The sequence below is a fragment of the Microbulbifer variabilis ATCC 700307 genome, assembly GCF_000380565.1.
Lineage (GTDB): Bacteria > Pseudomonadota > Gammaproteobacteria > Pseudomonadales > Cellvibrionaceae > Microbulbifer > Microbulbifer variabilis.
The window spans coordinates 308,403-324,211 of record NZ_AQYJ01000028.1 but is presented as its reverse complement, the minus strand read 5'-3'; the positions used below and the strand labels follow the sequence as shown (position 1 = coordinate 324,211).

The window sequence follows — 15,809 nt, the reverse complement described above, 5'->3', positions numbered from 1 at the left end:
ATCGAATGGAACAACCGTGACCACTGATAAGAACTTTTTGCGCTCCGGATGTCCGATAGTGAGCGGACTGGATGTATTTGGTGACAAATGGACCTTGGTAATACTCAGGGACTTGATTTGTGGAAAAGAGACTTATACCGAACTCGCTAATTCACCAGAGAAGATTCCAACAAACCGGCTGGCCGAAAGGCTTAGAATGCTGGAGTCGGAAAAAATTATTGAAAAATCCTTGTACCAGGAAAAACCCAAGCGTTACAAATATCTGCTAACAGAGAAAGGCCGAGATATTTTGCCGATCCTCCAGGAAATTGCCCGATGGGGCAATAAATATATTGAAGATACCTGGGTTCCACCTAAATGGTTTATGCAAGAAGAAAGGTAATTTAAAGCAAAGTAGAAGTTGTTCAGCTGTTAGACTGATTATCAGTCATCCAGAGCAAGAATTAGCTTTGTCACAAAAGGTAAATACCACAAGATCATATACGGTATACAGCGCAAATAAAGCAACCAGGAGCCGCATTGTGAATATGAACATAATCAACCTTTGCACTACTGAACATTTTTTAGCCCAGCTTCCAAATCAACCCCCTGGCATACCTCTGCCGCCACCATTAAATCATTACAACAGTATGCCCTTAAAGAAAGTAGTCGGTGCTTCAACATTTCTGGAATTTCATTAACATTCAATGTTGTCGGTTTTGCACCCTCCCTAATAAAAACCGGACCTGAGGTACAGTAAAAGGTTCGTTAATTGAAGTGTACGAATGGTATACAAAGTATTCGTTCACCAACCTCAGCATCTAGCAGTGAGATCCTCAGGGATAACCAGGGCTGGCATCTGCGAATTTCCAATCCATATTTTTAAATTTTAGATGAGGTTCTGAGCAGTTATATAAGTGATGTAAATTCGCTGGATCAAGACCTTTAATTTGAAAATTCACGCCAATTTTTCCCTAACTAATAATTAGGCCAATAAGCATAGTTTCCAAACAAGCCTTCGGCAGGCCAATTTCGGAAGTGCAATAGGTACCAATATGATTTGCAGGTAACCCTAAAATAGGATTATTCTTAAATGCTTCATTAGAAATGGCGACATCTATGTATAAAAAACAGCAAGCCAAACTGTAGCTTCTTCTGAAGAGGTCTCCAGTACCCGATGCTTTCTCCCCGCTGTAATCTCGACAAAATCACCAGCCTCCAAGCGCACCTTCTCTCCGCAATTAAATTCAATCAATCCATACCCTGATAAAACGATTACCCACTCGTTCTGTTCCTGATTATACCAACCCTGTTCAGGGGAGGATTGCCCATAAGATACGATTCTCTCAATACGCATATCCCCTGATTTAACAATGTCTGTAAAGTGCTCCACAGATGTATCTGCAGGTAAGTGAGCGAATATATTTTTCATCCAGGCCAACTCATTATTGATTAGTCGAGGATACATAAGGTAGCTACTTGTTCAAAATTATTCTTTCCAACCAGAGAAATACTCCACCAAGTAGTCAATCGCCATTCTTGCGCGTAGTGGCAAGAAGCGACGATTCTGGTAGACAATCCAGCTACTGGCTCCCCTGCTCCAGAAAGGTTTAAGAATTGGCTTTAACAAACCTTCCTCAACAACTTCACTAAAACTGCCCTTAGGCATATAGGCAATACCTAACCCCTGTTTACAGGCTTCTACAACGGTATGGGCATTATTACTTCTCCAGCGCCCCTTAACCTTCACAACCTCTTGTCCTCCATTTACTTCAAACATCCATTGATCATTATTTGTCACAATACAGCTATGTACTTTCAGTTGACCAGGGCGCTCGGGAATGCCGTTTCGTCTTAAATATTCTTTGCTGGCAACTGCCATCATCTGCCGGTCTGCAAGCTTTCGAGCTACCAAACCGGAATCTTCCAGGCGACCATAGCGAATGGCAAAGTCGATACCATCTTCAACAAAATTAACCATCCGACTATTGAAATCCATATCAATATTTAATTCTGGATGCTCTACACCAAATTCCATCAGGGCCGGGGCGACATATTGCTCGGCAAAGAGGCCAGCACAGCTCACCCTGAGGGTTCCACTGAGCTGGAACTGCTGCTGGCTTACCTGTTCATTCGCCTGTTGCAATCCAGTCACCAGTTCCTTACAGCGCTGGTAATAGACTGCTCCAGCCTGGGTAAGGCTGACCAGGCGTGTGGTGCGGGCCAGAAGGGCGCAGCCCAGACGTTCTTCCAAGCGTGAGACCTGCCGACTGACATGGCTGGTGCTACACCCCAACTGCTTCGCTGCCGCAGAGAAACCCTGGCTTTCCGCCACAGCTACAAACTCGACCAGGCCGTCAAAATTTTCCATATTTCAAACTTCTATTGTTGCTATACAGCAAAGGTATTTAACCGAATAGATATATTATCAGCAGATTAAGGACAATCTACAATCCCTCCCCACTGAATGCTTACCGATAGAGGAAACAGACATGAAGAAAGTACTTATCCCGGTTACCAATCACGCCACCCTGGGTGAAACCGATCAAGCCAACGGCACCTACTCACCCGAACTGACCCATGCCGTTCATGTATTTAAGGAGAATGGCATCGACTACGATATTGCCTCAATCAAAGGCGGCAAGGCTCCTATTTACGGTACGGATATTGAGGGCGATGAGGTGAACCAGAAGATGCTGGACGATGAGGATTTCCAGAACCGTATCAACAATACCATCCCCGTAGATCAGCTGAATATTGACGACTACGATGCAGTATTTTATCCAGGAGGATTCGGCTTGCTCTCCGACCTGGCAACTAATGAAGAATTCGCCAAACTGAGTGCTGAGCACTATGAAAAAGGCGGCATCCTGGCGGCAGTCTGCCATGGTCCAGCTGGCTTCCTGCCCATCACCCTAAGCAACGGGGAAAAGCTTTTGGCCAGCAAATCGGTAACGGCTTTTACCCGCGAAGAAGAGATTGACTTCGGTACTATTAACGATATTCCCTTCCTGCTAGAAGAGTCTCTCGTTAGAACTTCGGCCCGGTTTAACAAAGTCCAGCCCTGGCAGGAGTTTGTTATTGAGGACGGACGTGTAATCAGCGGCCAAAACCCAGCTAGCGCACACGGCGTAGGCTTGGCCATTGCCAAGCAACTTGCCAGCTAATAGGGCTGCGGGCCGGTCCAAGTACCGGCCCACAACCTTGAGTAGAGGTTCCAAAAGTGCAAAATGCAATTTTTTATCCGTCCTTAATGCTCCTGGCAGGTGTCGGTATACCGGTAATGGCAACACTGAACAGTGGTCTCGGTGTTAAGCTCGGTAGCTCAGCCCTGGCAACGACATTACTGTTTTTTGTTGGATTGGTAATCTCCTCAGTTTACCTCTTTAAAACGGAAGGAATCCCAGGCGAAATTTTTCACAAAGGCATTTCCTGGTATTTCTACCTCGGCGGGATTTTAGTCGCATTTTATATATTGAGTGTCACTTGGGTGTCCCCAAGATATGGAGTGGGCAATGCAGTATCTTTCGTTCTTCTTGGACAGCTGCTCGCTATTAGTGTTATCGATCACTTCGGATTACTTGGGGCGCAGCAATCCAGCCTGGACACAAAGCGCCTAATTGGACTGGCCATGATGGTTATTGGTGTTTTGCTAGTAGTTAAACGCACTTCGTGATCTTTTAAGCACAATTTAAACCTTTGGAGTAGAAGCAATGGCTAATTTATACGTTATGGCGCGAGTCACAGCCCAGCCGGATAAGGCAACCCCGGTATTAAAACTGCTAACAGAACTGGCAAAGGAATCTGAAAATGAATCCGGCTGCCTATATTATAAAATACTGCCCGCCACGGATCAGAGTAATATATTTACGACTCTTGAACTATGGGAGTCTGCGGAAGCTGAGCAGCAGCATTGGAACACAGACCATTTGAAAAATATACTATCCCAGCTAGCCCCACTTTTAGCAGAAGAAGCAAGAATTGAAAAATACACTGAATTATAAAATATAAATTAAGTTAACTGATTATGGAGTTTTCACTCAATAGGTAAAAGCAAGTCCACAGCATCTGATTAACTATGGACTTGCTGGGCTTTTAAAGGTAGGCCTTTATGAATTGGAAAAGGGTAATAATGGAGCGGCTATCAAACTAGTTGTTTCCAGAACTTCTTCCTAAAAGTTCAGCCCAACTAACACGCTCTGCTCGGTAAATTGTGGTATCAACAACCTCCACCTCCCAAGCAGTCTCAGGTATATCTCCTGATGTCACTTCTATCAAGTGCGCATTGCGATCACCACCTGTACTTGCACTTCCTGGGCCCCCAGCACATATTAAGATATTTCCACCTATAAGCTCATCGACATCTCCAAGAGATGCAGTATATTTAGGCGCAACAAATTCCCAGGTTTGCTCCGCAGACATAGTTTCCGTATCTAATCGAAATTTAACTGCGCGGCTGTTGTAAATATCTCCACTTAATTCAGACTCATTTCTATTGTCATAGACTAATATTTCTCCATCGCCAGTCTTCATTGCAGCATGCTGGGAAGCCATCCAGCTTCCATTATCAAGGGCGAACAACTTCTCTGATAGCTCTTTAGAAACTACTGAGTCCCTCCCCATAATCCAGTTAATTTCACCACTCTTATGGTCGATACTGACCACCCAACTTTGGGAACGGCTGGAGAGAAGAATAGAATCATCTTCAGCGATATAATGCAGTGCATTAGAGTGAGTCCAATCCAGAGCCCCATTGGGTAACACTCTTGCGGCCAGATCGCCTGGGAAACGGCCTGTATCCAGGTGATCAAAAGCAGACCACTCCCATACAATGTTACCCTGGGTATCGAGCTCTATAATTGCGTCTCCCTGTAATAAAGTCCCATTGATTGTTTCGGTTTCATTGCTCAATAGCAGTATGTGACCATTTTCTAGTAATAGAGCATCATGATGGTAAGGGGGCAGCTCAATAGAGGATAGGGTTTCCCCTGTAAATGAAATAGTGCGCGCCTCACCACTCAATAACAACAGTAGGCGTCCATCATGCAGATTTCTCGCTATCTTGGTACCTGTTGCAGGCAAATCACCATGTAAGTACCAAACAAGCTCGCCCTCTTCATCAAATCCCCAGAAAGTACTACCAGTATTGCCTGACGGCGCGAAAACGGTAAGCCCCCCTTCACCCTGCTCATTTTTTGCAAGAAGATTTACCTCAGGTACTCCAGTGGGTTGAGGGCCCGTCTTAAACTCCACAGCCTCACTCAATACTTTTTCACCAGACTCAAATACAGCTACTGCTGTGAATTGATAAGTCGTATCAGATCGCAAACCGAGCACTACTCGGTTATGATCAGTCCCGAAATCAGTATAAGCCGTACGCCTTCTTTCTGTATCAGCAGAGTTGAATCTGATGGCCACTCTCGCATTAGACGCTGTGACCACACTGGCATTAACCATCAGACTATTATCAGGATGAGGGCTCAGTATTAACTCCACTGCCCCCAGAGTTGTTTCATCCGCCTGACTCACCTCTGCCCTGGAAAACCCGCTAAGGAATATATAAAATAATAAAAAAAATTTCAGTAACACATTCTTCTTATACATGCTCTACTCCGTTTATTTATGAAAACCCAACTATTCAACGGAACCCAAGGGATTTGGTTTACATAAAATTAATTTTTTACTCTTCCATAAGCAAATACCACATTCATAACAATATCTATTCGAACATTTTCATAAAAACAGGAAAAATTTTAATACCATCCCCAAAAAACAAATAACATACGTAAATCAGTTTTTAATATCGGCAAACAAAACTTTAAGCCAGCATAAATCTTCTGGGCCCAGGTGTGCTTTTTACGTCAGCTTTTATTAGAATAAATATCTTTATATTAATGAAAAATTGCTTTCTCAGTTAATCCTCTCCAGTGCTTGCCATCCAATTCTGGAATTGATCCACTAGCCAGATTAGGGTCATTCAACGGATCATGTTGTTCTTGCGTAGTTCTTAAAGCCAATTCCAATTCCTGTAAAATTGGATTGACAACCTTGAGAGTACTAGCCTCAGAAAACTTTAGGGCAACGTCTTTCTCTGCTTTTGCTATGGCTCTCTTAGATTGAGCTTCATCAATTTTCTCACCGACTGGACGCAATCCAAATTTGTTGACTATCCCACCTACACCGGGAACCAGTACTTTCGCTGCCAATCCAGCACCAACAATAGGATTGAAAACCGCCGCCACACCACCAATGAGCAACATTCCCAAAGTCATGTTTCTATCTAAAGCGTCAATATCATCGGCAAGCTTGGCTTAAGGATTTCTGTGCTTTTCATTATGCTCAAGTGAAAATTCCACGGCAGACTCCACCATGAATTTACGCAGGCTACCTTCATAATATTCATTGGAGAAGTGAAAATACGCCGCTTAGGCAGGTCATTAACCTCTGGGATTTCTTTGGGCAGACACCGCATAGTATGCAAGGTAAAACCTACCTCTGAAAGTTCAAAAGGAATTACAAAGTAGTGTTTTTCATCAAAGATCTGAGCAGTTTTATTATTCCTCTCGGAAGAGGCAAAAACAGGCAGCTCTTCAATCAAACCCTGAACAACCTTAACATCGGAAGTAAAGCCCTCAGGAATTCACGAAGATAAATCATCCAGTATATTCTTGCTCTTATTTAGATACTTTTTAATTATTCTACTCCCCCCCCCCTTTTTACTACATCACGTCTCCATCTCTACCAGTTATCCGGAGAATATTTTTCTATTCCATGAACTTAAGTTTTCATAAAACCCCTTTCGCTCAATCTTTTCTGTCAAAGGATAATCGGTAGATAAAATAGGGGCACCGAGTAGTCCGAAATGGTATCAGCTTTATTAGTTCAAACGCTGACCAACAAGCTTGGCACTAACAAAGAAGTCCCTTATTCCATTTTGGTGTGATTGGCCCAAGATGGCGACCTTAACATCCTCTTGACCTGTAGTGGCAAATACCACTGCTAACCCATCCCGCAGTAAATGCCGAATATAACGGCAATCTGCACTGGGGAATCACTCACTGTTGTCTTATCCCGCTTAACTGGGAGCCTGTCTCTCGCCCTGGGATTAGTAACAGTAGTTCGCAACTGCGGTTGTTTGCACAGCCCACGGGCAATTGAGAGGTGTGTAATGCATAACCGACCTTCGCTGCAAAATCATCGAACTATACATACACAACGGAAAACACCCCTACAAAAAGTGCAGGGATCTCTACGTAAAAACTCTTCATTCGCCGCCGCACTGGTGGTTGTAGGATCGGCAATATTAGCTCCCCTGGCCTATGCCGTAGATTACTCCAATCCCCACGCCCGCCAAGGCTCGAGATATGTCTCTCACCAGGGACATGGAGGGCACTATGGCGGGCATTCCAGGTACAGCAGGGATTACAGATACAGAAGGGATTACAGGGGACACTCGAGATACAGCAGGAATCAAAGGGGATATTCAAGATACGGCCGATATCAAAGGGCACAACCACGATATGGCCGATACCAAAGGGCACAACCACGATATGGCCAGCATATGTGGTTCAAAGCCCATGTGCAGGGTACGCCACGCATTGTGATCGACCTTAGTGACCAGATAGCCTACTTCTATAAAGGTGGGCGCCTTGCCGGTATGTCTCCTGTCTCTACCGGCAAACCCGGCCATCGCACTCCCACAGGCAACTTCCGTATTTCTGAGAAGAAATATAGTCATCGCTCAAACTTATACGGTCACTATATCAGTGCCCGCGGCCAAGTACTGCGCAGCAATGTGGATGTACGCCGCCATCGCAAACCCGCCGGGTCTCGCTTCCGCGGCGCATCAATGGATTACATGATGCGGATTAACGGCCCGGTCACCATGCACGCCGGTTATGTACCCGGTTACCCGGCCTCCCATGGATGCATCCGTATCCCCTGGCATATGGCGAAGATTTTCTATCGCCACGCTAGAGTTGGAACAAAGGTATCCGTCGTACCTTAGGCAAAATTGGAGCGCTATAAAAAGGCGGACTTAACAGTTCGCCTTTTTCTTTTATTGGGAAACTTTTGCCCCCTTCCGCCTCGAAACTTCCATGCGGGTGAAATAATCATGAGCAGCTCGATTAACATGTCGCGCCAGCAACAGTGTAGATACCATGGTAGGTACGGCCATCACAGCGTACATGCCAATAATAATACTGTTAACTGCACTCAAGGACGCCACCGCCCCCAACACAATCAGCACCATATAGAGCCCGGTATAAAGCCCCTGCCAGCGACTGCCAAAAAGAAACACATAGCACTTCATACCGTAGTACCAGCAGGTAACGATTGTACTAAAGGCCAAGGGAAACACCATAAACAGCAACAGAATGGGCCCCAACTGGCCAAACACCTGAGAAAATGCCTGTGCGGTCAGAGTCACACCAGCCACACCCTCACCTTGCTGCCAAGCCCCGGTAAGTAATATTACCAGGGCGGTACAGGTGCAGATCAGCAGGGTATCCACAATAGGCCCCAACATAGCAACCACGCCTTCGCGCACCGGCTCGCAGGTTTTTGCCGCACCGTGCGCCAATGATTCGGTACCGATACCCGCCTCATTAGAGAAAGCCCCTCGGCTTACGCCGATCGTGATCACTGTACCAAGAGCACCACCGGCAATCGCTTGGCCACTAAACGCATCACTAAAAATAAGGGCAAATGCCGCTGGAACCTGCTCCCAAAAATTTCCGATCACAATCAGGGTCAAGGTGAAATAAAACAGCACCATCCCTGGCACAATTCTCTCGGAAAATTTGCCAATACGCTGGATTCGCCCGGCAATCACGTACGCTGAGGCAATAGCGATTAATAAGCCAATAATAAAATCAAACAACAGAGAACCACCCGGTGCTACCCAGCCCAGCGGTTCGGCGAAAGACTCTCGCAATAATTGAGTAGTCTGGTTGGACTGAAATACCGGCAACATGCCGCACAATCCGGCCACAGCAAATAAAACAGCCAGTGGCATCCAGCGTTTACCAAGACCTTCACGGATGACATACATGGGACCACCCTGCAACTCCCCATTCGTATCACTGCCACGAAACATCACGGCGAGGGTCGCGGTATAAAATTTTGTAGCCACCCCCACCAAAGCGGTAACCCACATCCAAAAAATGGCCCCCGGCCCACCGGCGGTAATGGCAATGGCCACACCGGCAATATTGCCCAGCCCCAGAGTACCGGAAAGTGCTGTAGATAGTGCCTGGCTATGATTTACCTGGCCTGGATCATTTGGGTCATCATAGCGACCACTTAACAGCCCGATACTGTGCCCCAAATGACGATAGGGTCGGCCGCGAGAATAAAGCAGTAATGCCAATCCGCCACCAACTAGCAAGACAAGCAGCGGTGGCCCCCAGACAAAATCGGCAAAGATCTTTAGCGCTTGTTCGATTACATTAAAAAAGGACATAGGAGATTGTAATTTTCTGTGAGACAGAGCCAGTCTAGGTAGACAGGCACCAAACTGTCAAAATCCAGGGGCTCCCCCAGAGTTTCTGGCCAATCCATTCAGATAGACTAACACCAATAAAAAAGCCCCTGAATAAGGGGCTTATTAGCGGAAAAAGGGATTTAATTTAAGCTGTAGTACCAGCCCGTAATTCAGTTTCCGATTCTACAGTTTCCCGCACAAAAAATACTGATACCGCACCGAGCAGCATACTCACCCCGGCCAAAACAATAATGTAAATCGCCTGGTTGTCGAACACCGACTTCAAGATCAGCCCCGCCACCAAAGCAGAAATTATCTGGGGTGCAGCAATTGTGAAATTAAAGATTCCCATATACACACCGGTTTTATCTGCCGGCAGGGTGTCGGATAAGATCGCGTAGGGCATTGCCAAAATTGCCGCCCAGGCAATACCGACACCAATCATTGGCAGTAACAAACCCAGTGCACCGCTGGGCACAGAGACCTGGGTGATCAGCAGATTCACCTCGGTCGGCTCGCCACCCTGAAACAGCAAGAACCCAATATAACCCAACCCTCCCAGCGCTAAAGATAGTGAGTAAGTCAGTCTGCGCCCCAGCAGTTGAGCCACCCTCGCCAACACAATCGAAAACAACGCAGCAAACAGCGAATAGGCAGCGAAGATAATGCCCACCCAGTCACCCGCCGCACCCTTAGCTGCGGCGATATACGTGGGAATTTCACTTACAGTTTCAAGGTAAGCGGGATCAAACCACTTGGCTTCCACTCCCCAAACATGCTGGGTAATCGCTGGGGTTGTGTATACCCACATAATAAACAGGGCGAACCATGAGAAGAATTGCACCAAGGCCAACTGGCGCATAGTGCGGGGCATACTCAGCATCAAACGGAAAAAGCCACCCAAACGTTGTAAAAGTGTCCCTTTCTGTTCCCGCTCTTTTTGCAACTGCTCCGCATCAAGGCCTTTATAAGCATTGTACTGCTCCGGTGGGTATTCCTTGGTACGCACAACTGTCCAAAGCACACTACCCAATAATACTGTTGCACCTATATAAAAAGCCCAGATCACCGAAGGGGCCACTTCGCCGGCACGGGCAGTATTTTCCAGGCCGATAACATTGGTGAGGATAAATGGAAGCATAGAGCCAAAAATGGCACCGATATTAATCAGTAGGGATTGGATGGAATATCCCAAGGTGCGCTGCTCTGAGGGCACCATATCTGCCACCAGTGCGCGGAAAGGCTGCATGGTGACATTGAAGGCGGCATCCATCAGTGCCAGCATTACACCGCCGAACAAAATTGGCGCCACCAGAGCTACGACAATTCCAGCATTGGGCATAAACGCCATACCCAGAGCTGCGGCAATAGCACCAAACAGGATATACGGATTGCGGCGCCCAAAACGGCTCCAGGTACGGTCCGAAGCAGAGCCCACGATAGGCTGCACAATAAGCCCCATCAGCGGAGCCACTATCCAGAAAAGTGACAGCGAGTGTAAATCCGCTCCCAAATCAGACAAGATCCGGCTGGCATTCGCATTTTGCAGGGAGAAGCCAAACTGCACTCCCAGGAATCCGAGGCTGACATTCCATACCTGCCAGAAGGGCAGGCTCGGCTGTTGGGCCCGGGGCGCGGCGGCGCCGTTTACTGATTGGGTCATTGGGATCACCGCATCTCTATTTATGCTTATTTTGCCATTCTGTCACGCCAACCTCAGGTCTCCATCCTCCCCACAGGGGGAGGATGCAAGCACTAAATAGTGCCTTAGCATAGGCTTGGGTCCCCTGTGCCCGCACAGGTCCTGCAGCCACAAATAGTCAAATAATCAACTGAAGTTCCGCGCGATGATCCCAAATCTGCCCCTTCTGCGTCTAATTGCCCTTGCCAGCACCCTCTGCTTGAGCGTACTCGCTGTAGCCGGTGAATCAAGAAGTTACCTGGCACATCAGCAAAGCAAAGACTCACTTACCATACAATTAAATGATGGCGAGGTCTCCCTTACACCGGTCGGCCCTTCGGCACTCTCCCTGCACTACCACAGCGAAGGTATCAAACAGCTGCCTTCTTTTGCTATTGACGACAAGCCGGAAAGTTCGTTCAAGGCCCAGTTGCGGGACGGAGAGGACAAGCTCATCTACCAAACTGGCTCCCTTACAGCAATTATCCACAAGTCTCCCTTCCGAATTGAGTACTTTCGCGGTAAAGAGCCAATCCTTAGTGAAGAAAGCGGCTTCTTTGCCACCGAGACAATGCGCGGATTCCGCTTTGCACTGTCGCCAGAGGAAAAACTACTGGGCGGTGGAGAGCGGGTTATGGGGATGGACCGTCGCGGTCAACGCCTGCCCCTGTATAACCGTGCCCATTACGGGTACACCACCGAATCCAACCAGATGTATTTTTCCCTGCCTGCAGTACTGTCCAGCAACAAATACATTCTGCTGTTCGACAACTCTGCCACCGGCACCCTGGATCTGGGCGCAAACGAAGAAGATATCCTGCAATTTGAAGCCGTAGCCGGGCGCACCGCTTACATCGTGGTAGCCGGTGAGACTTATCCACAGTTGCTGGAAAATTATGTATCCACCACCGGCAAACAGCCCCTGCCACCCCGTTGGGCCCTGGGTAACTTCGCCTCGCGCTTTGGCTATCACAGCGAAGCCGAAGTCCGCGCAACCGTGGATAAGTTTGCCGAAGAAGATTTCCCCCTGGACGCCCTGGTGTTGGATCTCTACTGGTTTGGCCCGGATATCAAAGGCCATATGGGCAACCTGGCCTGGGACAAGGAAGCCTTTCCCGAACCAGAAAAGATGATGGCAGACCTTAAAAAACGCGGCATCAATACCATTCTGGTGACCGAGCCTTTTGTCCTCTCCACCTCCGAGCGCTGGCAGGAAGCCGTGGCGAATAATGCCCTGGCCAAAAACCTGGCCGGAGAGCCCAAGCGTTTTGATTTCTACTTCGGCAATACCGGCCTGATCGATGTCTTCTCCGAAGATGGCCGCGACTGGTTCTGGAATATTTACGACGGGTTATTGGAACAGGGCGTAGCCGGCTGGTGGGGCGACCTGGGTGAACCGGAAGTTCACCCCTCCGATACCGTTCACGCAATCGGTATGGCCGATGAAATCCACAACGCCTTCGGCCACGCCTGGGCGCAATTACTGCACGAACGCCAAACGGCAAAGCACTCTGAGCGTCGCCCCTTTATTATGATGCGCTCCGGTTTTGCCGGCTCCCAGCGCTACGGCATGATCCCCTGGACCGGCGACGTCGCTCGGGAATGGGGTGGCTTGCAGCCCCAGGTGGAATTGGCTCTGAGTATGGGCTTGCTGGGCTTTGGCTACACCCATTCAGACCTGGGTGGCTTTGCCGGCGGCGAGAAATTTGACCGCGAACTCTATATCCGCTGGTTACAGTACGGCGTATTCCAACCGGTTTACCGCCCGCACGCCCAGGAGCATATTGCTTCCGAACCGGTTTTCCACGACCGCCGCACCCGCGATATCCTGCGCGAGTATGTAAAACTACGCTATCGCCTGCTGCCCTACAACTACACCCTCGCCTTCGAAAACAGCCAGACCGGCATGCCGCTGATGCGCCCGCTGTTTTTCGAAAACGAAAGTGACCTATCTCTCCTGGACTACAAGGATGCCTACTTGTGGGGGCAGGACTTCCTCGTTGCCCCGGTCGTGGAAGAAGATGTGGATGAGGTCGCGGTAAAACTGCCCGGCGGCACCTGGTTCGATTACTGGACTGATGAACAATATTCTGGCGATCAGTCCCTGGTAGAGGTGAACCTGAAAACGATTCCTGTACTGGTGCGGGCCGGCGCCATTATTCCCACCATTGACGATATTCACAGCAGCCGCGATTACTCCAGTAAAAACCTGATCCTGGACTACTACGCGCACCCATCAGCAGCAAAGTCCGAGCGCTATGTTTATGAAGATGATGGCGCTACCGCGCAGGCTTTTGAAAAAGGCAAATACGAGAAACTGCATTTCTCAGCTGAAAACAAACAGCAGGGTTTAACCTTCGCCTTTAATCGAGAAGGAGACGGTTATACCGGTATGCCGGAATCCCGCAAGGTCAATTTAAAGATCCACAACTGGCAACAAGTGCCTGCGCAGCTTGATGTTACCGGCGAATCCCTGCCTATTTTCGACAGTGAAAAAGACTTTGCTCAGGCACCCCGTGGGGCCTGGTACAACAAGCGCAAGCAGCAACTGCTGGTTAAATTTGACTGGCACAAAGAACCGCTGGATTTAACGCTCAAAAATCAATAATTCAGCAAACCGCTGTTCACTGACTAAAAACTTTTAAAGTCATCAGGAAACAATGAAGAAGTTACATTCCCTGTTTATTGCCAAACTCATTTCGGCTTCATTACTAGGTGCTGCTCTATTCGGCGCTGCCAGCTGCAGCCAGGAGAGCGGCCCGGAAGAAATACAGCCCGCTGAAAAAGTTGCAGAGAAAAAAGCGGTTATCTACCAAGTGCTGCCGCGCTTATTTGGCAACACTAACAGCACCAACAAACCCTGGGGCACACTCGAAGAGAATGGTGTGGGTAAGTTCTCCGACTTTACCTCAAAAGCACTGAATGAAATCCACGCGCTGGGCGCCACCCATATCTGGTACACCGGTGCCCTGCACCACGCGCTCGTTGGCGACTATACGGAATACGGTATCAGTAACGATGATCCAGACGTGGTTAAAGGCCGCGCCGGCTCTCCCTATGCCATCAAGGATTACTACAGCGTAAACCCAGACCTGGCCAATAACCCAGCAGAGCGATTACAGGAATTCCGCGCACTGGTGGAACGCAGCCACGCGGCCGGTCTGAAAGTGATTATCGATATAGTGCCCAACCATGTAGCCCGCGCCTATCATTCTCTCGATAAACCCCAAGGCGTACAGGATTTTGGAGCTGGCGACAACACCCAGGTCACCTACGCCCGCAACAACAATTTCTACTATGTGGTGGGCGAAGACTTCCGCGTGCCCGTTGCAGAAGACAGTTATCAGCCACTCAATGGCGAAGTCAATGATCTTGTCGATGGGCAGTTTATAGAGAGTCCAGCGAAATGGACCGGTAATGGCGCGCGCAGTGCACAACCTGCCATGCACGACTGGTATGAAACGGTCAAAATTAATTTTGGCGTTCGCCCCGATGACAGCAAGAATTTTTCTGAGCTACCCCAGGAATATGCCGAGCGCGACTACCGGGCCCACTCCCAGTTTTGGGCAAACAAGAAAGTCCCGGACACCTGGGAAAAATTCCGCGATATCGCCCACTACTGGCTGGACTTTGGCGTGGATGGATTCCGCTATGACATGGCCGGTATGGTACCGGTAGAATTCTGGAGCTACCTGAATTCCTCCATCAAAATGCGCAACCCCAACACACTGTTACTTGCCGAAATCTATACTCCGGAGCGCTACCGGGACTATCTGCATCTGGGCAAAATGGATTACCTCTACGATAAAGTCGGCACCTACGACGCTATTCGCGCGGTCATGGAAAACAAGGGCAGTACAGATAAAATCGCAGAGGTGCAGGCAGGCCTGGTAGATATTTCCTCTCATATGTTGCGCTTTATGGAGAACCACGACGAGCAGCGTATTGCCAGCCCACAATTTTCTGGCAACCCAGAGGCAGGCAAACCTGCAATGCTGGTATCCGCCGCACTCTCTCCAGCCCCTACCCTGGTTTACTTTGGCCAGGAGTTAGGAGAACCCGCCAACAAAGATGCCGGCTTTGGTAAAGCCAGCCGCACCACCATTTTCGACTACTGGTCAGTACCCAGTGTTCGCCGCTGGAATAATGAGGGCGCTTTTGACACTGCTCTGCTGACAAAAGAAGAAAAAGAATTGCGCAGCTTCTACCAGCGCCTGCTCAACTTCTCCAAGCAAAGCTCTGCCTTACGTGGTAACTATTTAGATTTGCATAACTACAATCGCAAGCAAAGTACTGGCTATGGGGAAAAGCAATTTTCCTTTGCCCGCTGGGACAAATGTGAAAAACTATTGGTAATAGCCAACTTCAGCAGCCGACATTCTGAATTTGATTTTGTTTTACCAGAAGGGTTACTTCGTAAATGGAATTTGAAAGATGGAGTGTATCAGGTTAAGGGCCAGATTTCTGATAGGACGATAAATCTCCTAATAAATAACAGGCTAGGGAAGATTCACTTTAAACTAAAACCCTTTGAAAGTAACATATTCCACATTTCAAGTGCATCACCTCATAATTCACCAACAAATATTTAGTGAAATTAAATCGGGGAGTGGACACTCCCCACAAATTCAGAATCGATAAAAATCATATTTCTGGCTATTT

Annotated in this window: 15 protein-coding genes and 1 pseudogene; 8 read left to right on the top strand and 8 right to left on the bottom strand. The window is 48.1% G+C overall.

Annotation, left to right across the window (positions count from 1 at the left end; genetic code table 11):
* Nucleotides 1-16: 16 nt before the first annotated feature.
* Nucleotides 17-382 (top strand): winged helix-turn-helix transcriptional regulator, encoded by a 366-nt coding sequence (locus G367_RS0117170; protein WP_020414397.1) that lies wholly within the window; start codon nt 17-19, stop codon nt 380-382.
* Between the two features lie 94 nt (nt 383-476).
* Here the strand turns inward: G367_RS0117170 and G367_RS27160 are convergent.
* The 3 genes and pseudogenes from G367_RS27160 to G367_RS0117160 all read right to left on the bottom strand — a co-directional run.
* Nucleotides 477-729 (bottom strand): annotated as a pseudogene (locus G367_RS27160) (DUF1203 domain-containing protein); the annotation flags it as partial.
* Nucleotides 730-1,096: 367 nt separating this feature from the next.
* The gene (locus tag G367_RS0117165; RefSeq protein WP_026305209.1) at nt 1,097-1,411 is read right to left on the bottom strand and encodes a cupin domain-containing protein; all 315 of its coding nucleotides are present in this window, start codon (nt 1,409-1,411) and stop codon (nt 1,097-1,099) included.
* A gap of 57 nt (nt 1,412-1,468) precedes the next feature.
* On the bottom strand, nt 1,469-2,350 hold the full coding sequence (locus G367_RS0117160; protein WP_020414395.1) for a LysR family transcriptional regulator: 882 nt from the start codon (nt 2,348-2,350) through the stop codon (nt 1,469-1,471).
* 121 nt (nt 2,351-2,471) lie between these two features.
* Here G367_RS0117160 and G367_RS0117155 point away from each other — a divergent pair, with 121 nt between their 5' ends.
* The 3 genes from G367_RS0117155 to G367_RS0117145 are packed head-to-tail and all read left to right on the top strand — an operon-like array spanning nt 2,472 to nt 3,983.
* Nucleotides 2,472-3,146, top strand: a complete 675-nt coding sequence (locus tag G367_RS0117155; protein WP_020414394.1) for a type 1 glutamine amidotransferase domain-containing protein — start codon at nt 2,472-2,474, stop codon at nt 3,144-3,146.
* Between the two features lie 56 nt (nt 3,147-3,202).
* Nucleotides 3,203-3,655, top strand: a complete 453-nt coding sequence (locus G367_RS0117150; RefSeq protein ID WP_020414393.1) for a DMT family transporter — start codon at nt 3,203-3,205, stop codon at nt 3,653-3,655.
* Between the two features lie 37 nt (nt 3,656-3,692).
* A complete protein-coding gene (locus tag G367_RS0117145) occupies nt 3,693-3,983 on the top strand; it encodes a putative quinol monooxygenase (protein WP_020414392.1) in 291 nt (96 codons plus the stop codon).
* A 145-nt stretch (nt 3,984-4,128) separates the two neighbouring features.
* Here G367_RS0117145 and G367_RS0117140 read toward each other — a convergent pair whose 3' ends face one another.
* The 3 genes from G367_RS0117140 to G367_RS0117130 form a co-directional block, all read right to left on the bottom strand.
* A complete protein-coding gene (locus G367_RS0117140) occupies nt 4,129-5,583 on the bottom strand; it encodes an aryl-sulfate sulfotransferase (protein ID WP_020414391.1) in 1,455 nt (484 codons plus the stop codon).
* A 287-nt stretch (nt 5,584-5,870) separates the two neighbouring features.
* Nucleotides 5,871-6,251, bottom strand: a complete 381-nt coding sequence (locus G367_RS0117135; protein ID WP_020414390.1) for a hypothetical protein — start codon at nt 6,249-6,251, stop codon at nt 5,871-5,873.
* Between the two features lie 8 nt (nt 6,252-6,259).
* On the bottom strand, nt 6,260-6,577 hold the full coding sequence (locus G367_RS0117130) for a hypothetical protein (RefSeq protein WP_020414389.1): 318 nt from the start codon (nt 6,575-6,577) through the stop codon (nt 6,260-6,262).
* A gap of 766 nt (nt 6,578-7,343) precedes the next feature.
* Between G367_RS0117130 and G367_RS26500 the strand changes: the two genes are divergently transcribed.
* Together G367_RS26500 and G367_RS26495 are read left to right on the top strand one after the other, a co-directional pair.
* Nucleotides 7,344-7,583 (top strand): hypothetical protein, encoded by a 240-nt coding sequence (locus G367_RS26500; protein ID WP_169337134.1) that lies wholly within the window; start codon nt 7,344-7,346, stop codon nt 7,581-7,583.
* On the top strand, nt 7,541-7,987 hold the full coding sequence (locus tag G367_RS26495; protein WP_169337133.1) for a L,D-transpeptidase family protein: 447 nt from the start codon (nt 7,541-7,543) through the stop codon (nt 7,985-7,987). The genes G367_RS26500 and G367_RS26495 overlap by 43 nt, the downstream gene beginning before the upstream one ends.
* Nucleotides 7,988-8,038: 51 nt before the next feature.
* Here G367_RS26495 and G367_RS0117115 read toward each other — a convergent pair whose 3' ends face one another.
* Both G367_RS0117115 and G367_RS0117110 read right to left on the bottom strand, forming a co-directional pair.
* Nucleotides 8,039-9,445 (bottom strand): alanine/glycine:cation symporter family protein, encoded by a 1,407-nt coding sequence (locus G367_RS0117115; protein WP_020414386.1) that lies wholly within the window; start codon nt 9,443-9,445, stop codon nt 8,039-8,041.
* 166 nt (nt 9,446-9,611) lie between these two features.
* Nucleotides 9,612-11,129, bottom strand: a complete 1,518-nt coding sequence (locus tag G367_RS0117110; protein ID WP_020414385.1) for an MFS transporter — start codon at nt 11,127-11,129, stop codon at nt 9,612-9,614.
* A gap of 184 nt (nt 11,130-11,313) precedes the next feature.
* Here G367_RS0117110 and G367_RS0117105 point away from each other — a divergent pair, with 184 nt between their 5' ends.
* The gene (locus G367_RS0117105) at nt 11,314-13,755 is read left to right on the top strand and encodes a glycoside hydrolase family 31 protein (RefSeq protein ID WP_020414384.1); all 2,442 of its coding nucleotides are present in this window, start codon (nt 11,314-11,316) and stop codon (nt 13,753-13,755) included.
* A gap of 52 nt (nt 13,756-13,807) precedes the next feature.
* Nucleotides 13,808-15,739 (top strand): alpha-amylase family protein, encoded by a 1,932-nt coding sequence (locus G367_RS0117100; RefSeq protein WP_020414383.1) that lies wholly within the window; start codon nt 13,808-13,810, stop codon nt 15,737-15,739.
* Nucleotides 15,740-15,809: the final 70 nt, after the last annotated feature.

What these genes read in the sequence shown, in the direction of transcription:
- G367_RS0117165 (WP_026305209.1), bottom strand. Translation starts at nt 1,411, where the DNA reads ATGAAAAATATATTCGCTCACTTACCTGCAGATACATCTGTGGAGCAC.
- G367_RS0117160 (WP_020414395.1), bottom strand. Translation starts at nt 2,350, where the DNA reads ATGGAAAATTTTGACGGCCTGGTCGAGTTTGTAGCTGTGGCGGAAAGC.
- G367_RS0117155 (WP_020414394.1), top strand. Translation starts at nt 2,472, where the DNA reads ATGAAGAAAGTACTTATCCCGGTTACCAATCACGCCACCCTGGGTGAA.
- G367_RS0117145 (WP_020414392.1), top strand. Translation starts at nt 3,693, where the DNA reads ATGGCTAATTTATACGTTATGGCGCGAGTCACAGCCCAGCCGGATAAG.
- G367_RS0117140 (WP_020414391.1), bottom strand. Translation starts at nt 5,583, where the DNA reads ATGTATAAGAAGAATGTGTTACTGAAATTTTTTTTATTATTTTATATA.
- G367_RS0117135 (WP_020414390.1), bottom strand. Translation starts at nt 6,251, where the DNA reads ATGACTTTGGGAATGTTGCTCATTGGTGGTGTGGCGGCGGTTTTCAAT.
- G367_RS26500 (WP_169337134.1), top strand. Translation starts at nt 7,344, where the DNA reads ATGTCTCTCACCAGGGACATGGAGGGCACTATGGCGGGCATTCCAGGT.
- G367_RS26495 (WP_169337133.1), top strand. Translation starts at nt 7,541, where the DNA reads ATGTGGTTCAAAGCCCATGTGCAGGGTACGCCACGCATTGTGATCGAC.
- G367_RS0117115 (WP_020414386.1), bottom strand. Translation starts at nt 9,445, where the DNA reads ATGTCCTTTTTTAATGTAATCGAACAAGCGCTAAAGATCTTTGCCGAT.
- G367_RS0117110 (WP_020414385.1), bottom strand. Translation starts at nt 11,129, where the DNA reads ATGACCCAATCAGTAAACGGCGCCGCCGCGCCCCGGGCCCAACAGCCG.
- G367_RS0117105 (WP_020414384.1), top strand. Translation starts at nt 11,314, where the DNA reads ATGATCCCAAATCTGCCCCTTCTGCGTCTAATTGCCCTTGCCAGCACC.
- G367_RS0117100 (WP_020414383.1), top strand. Translation starts at nt 13,808, where the DNA reads ATGAAGAAGTTACATTCCCTGTTTATTGCCAAACTCATTTCGGCTTCA.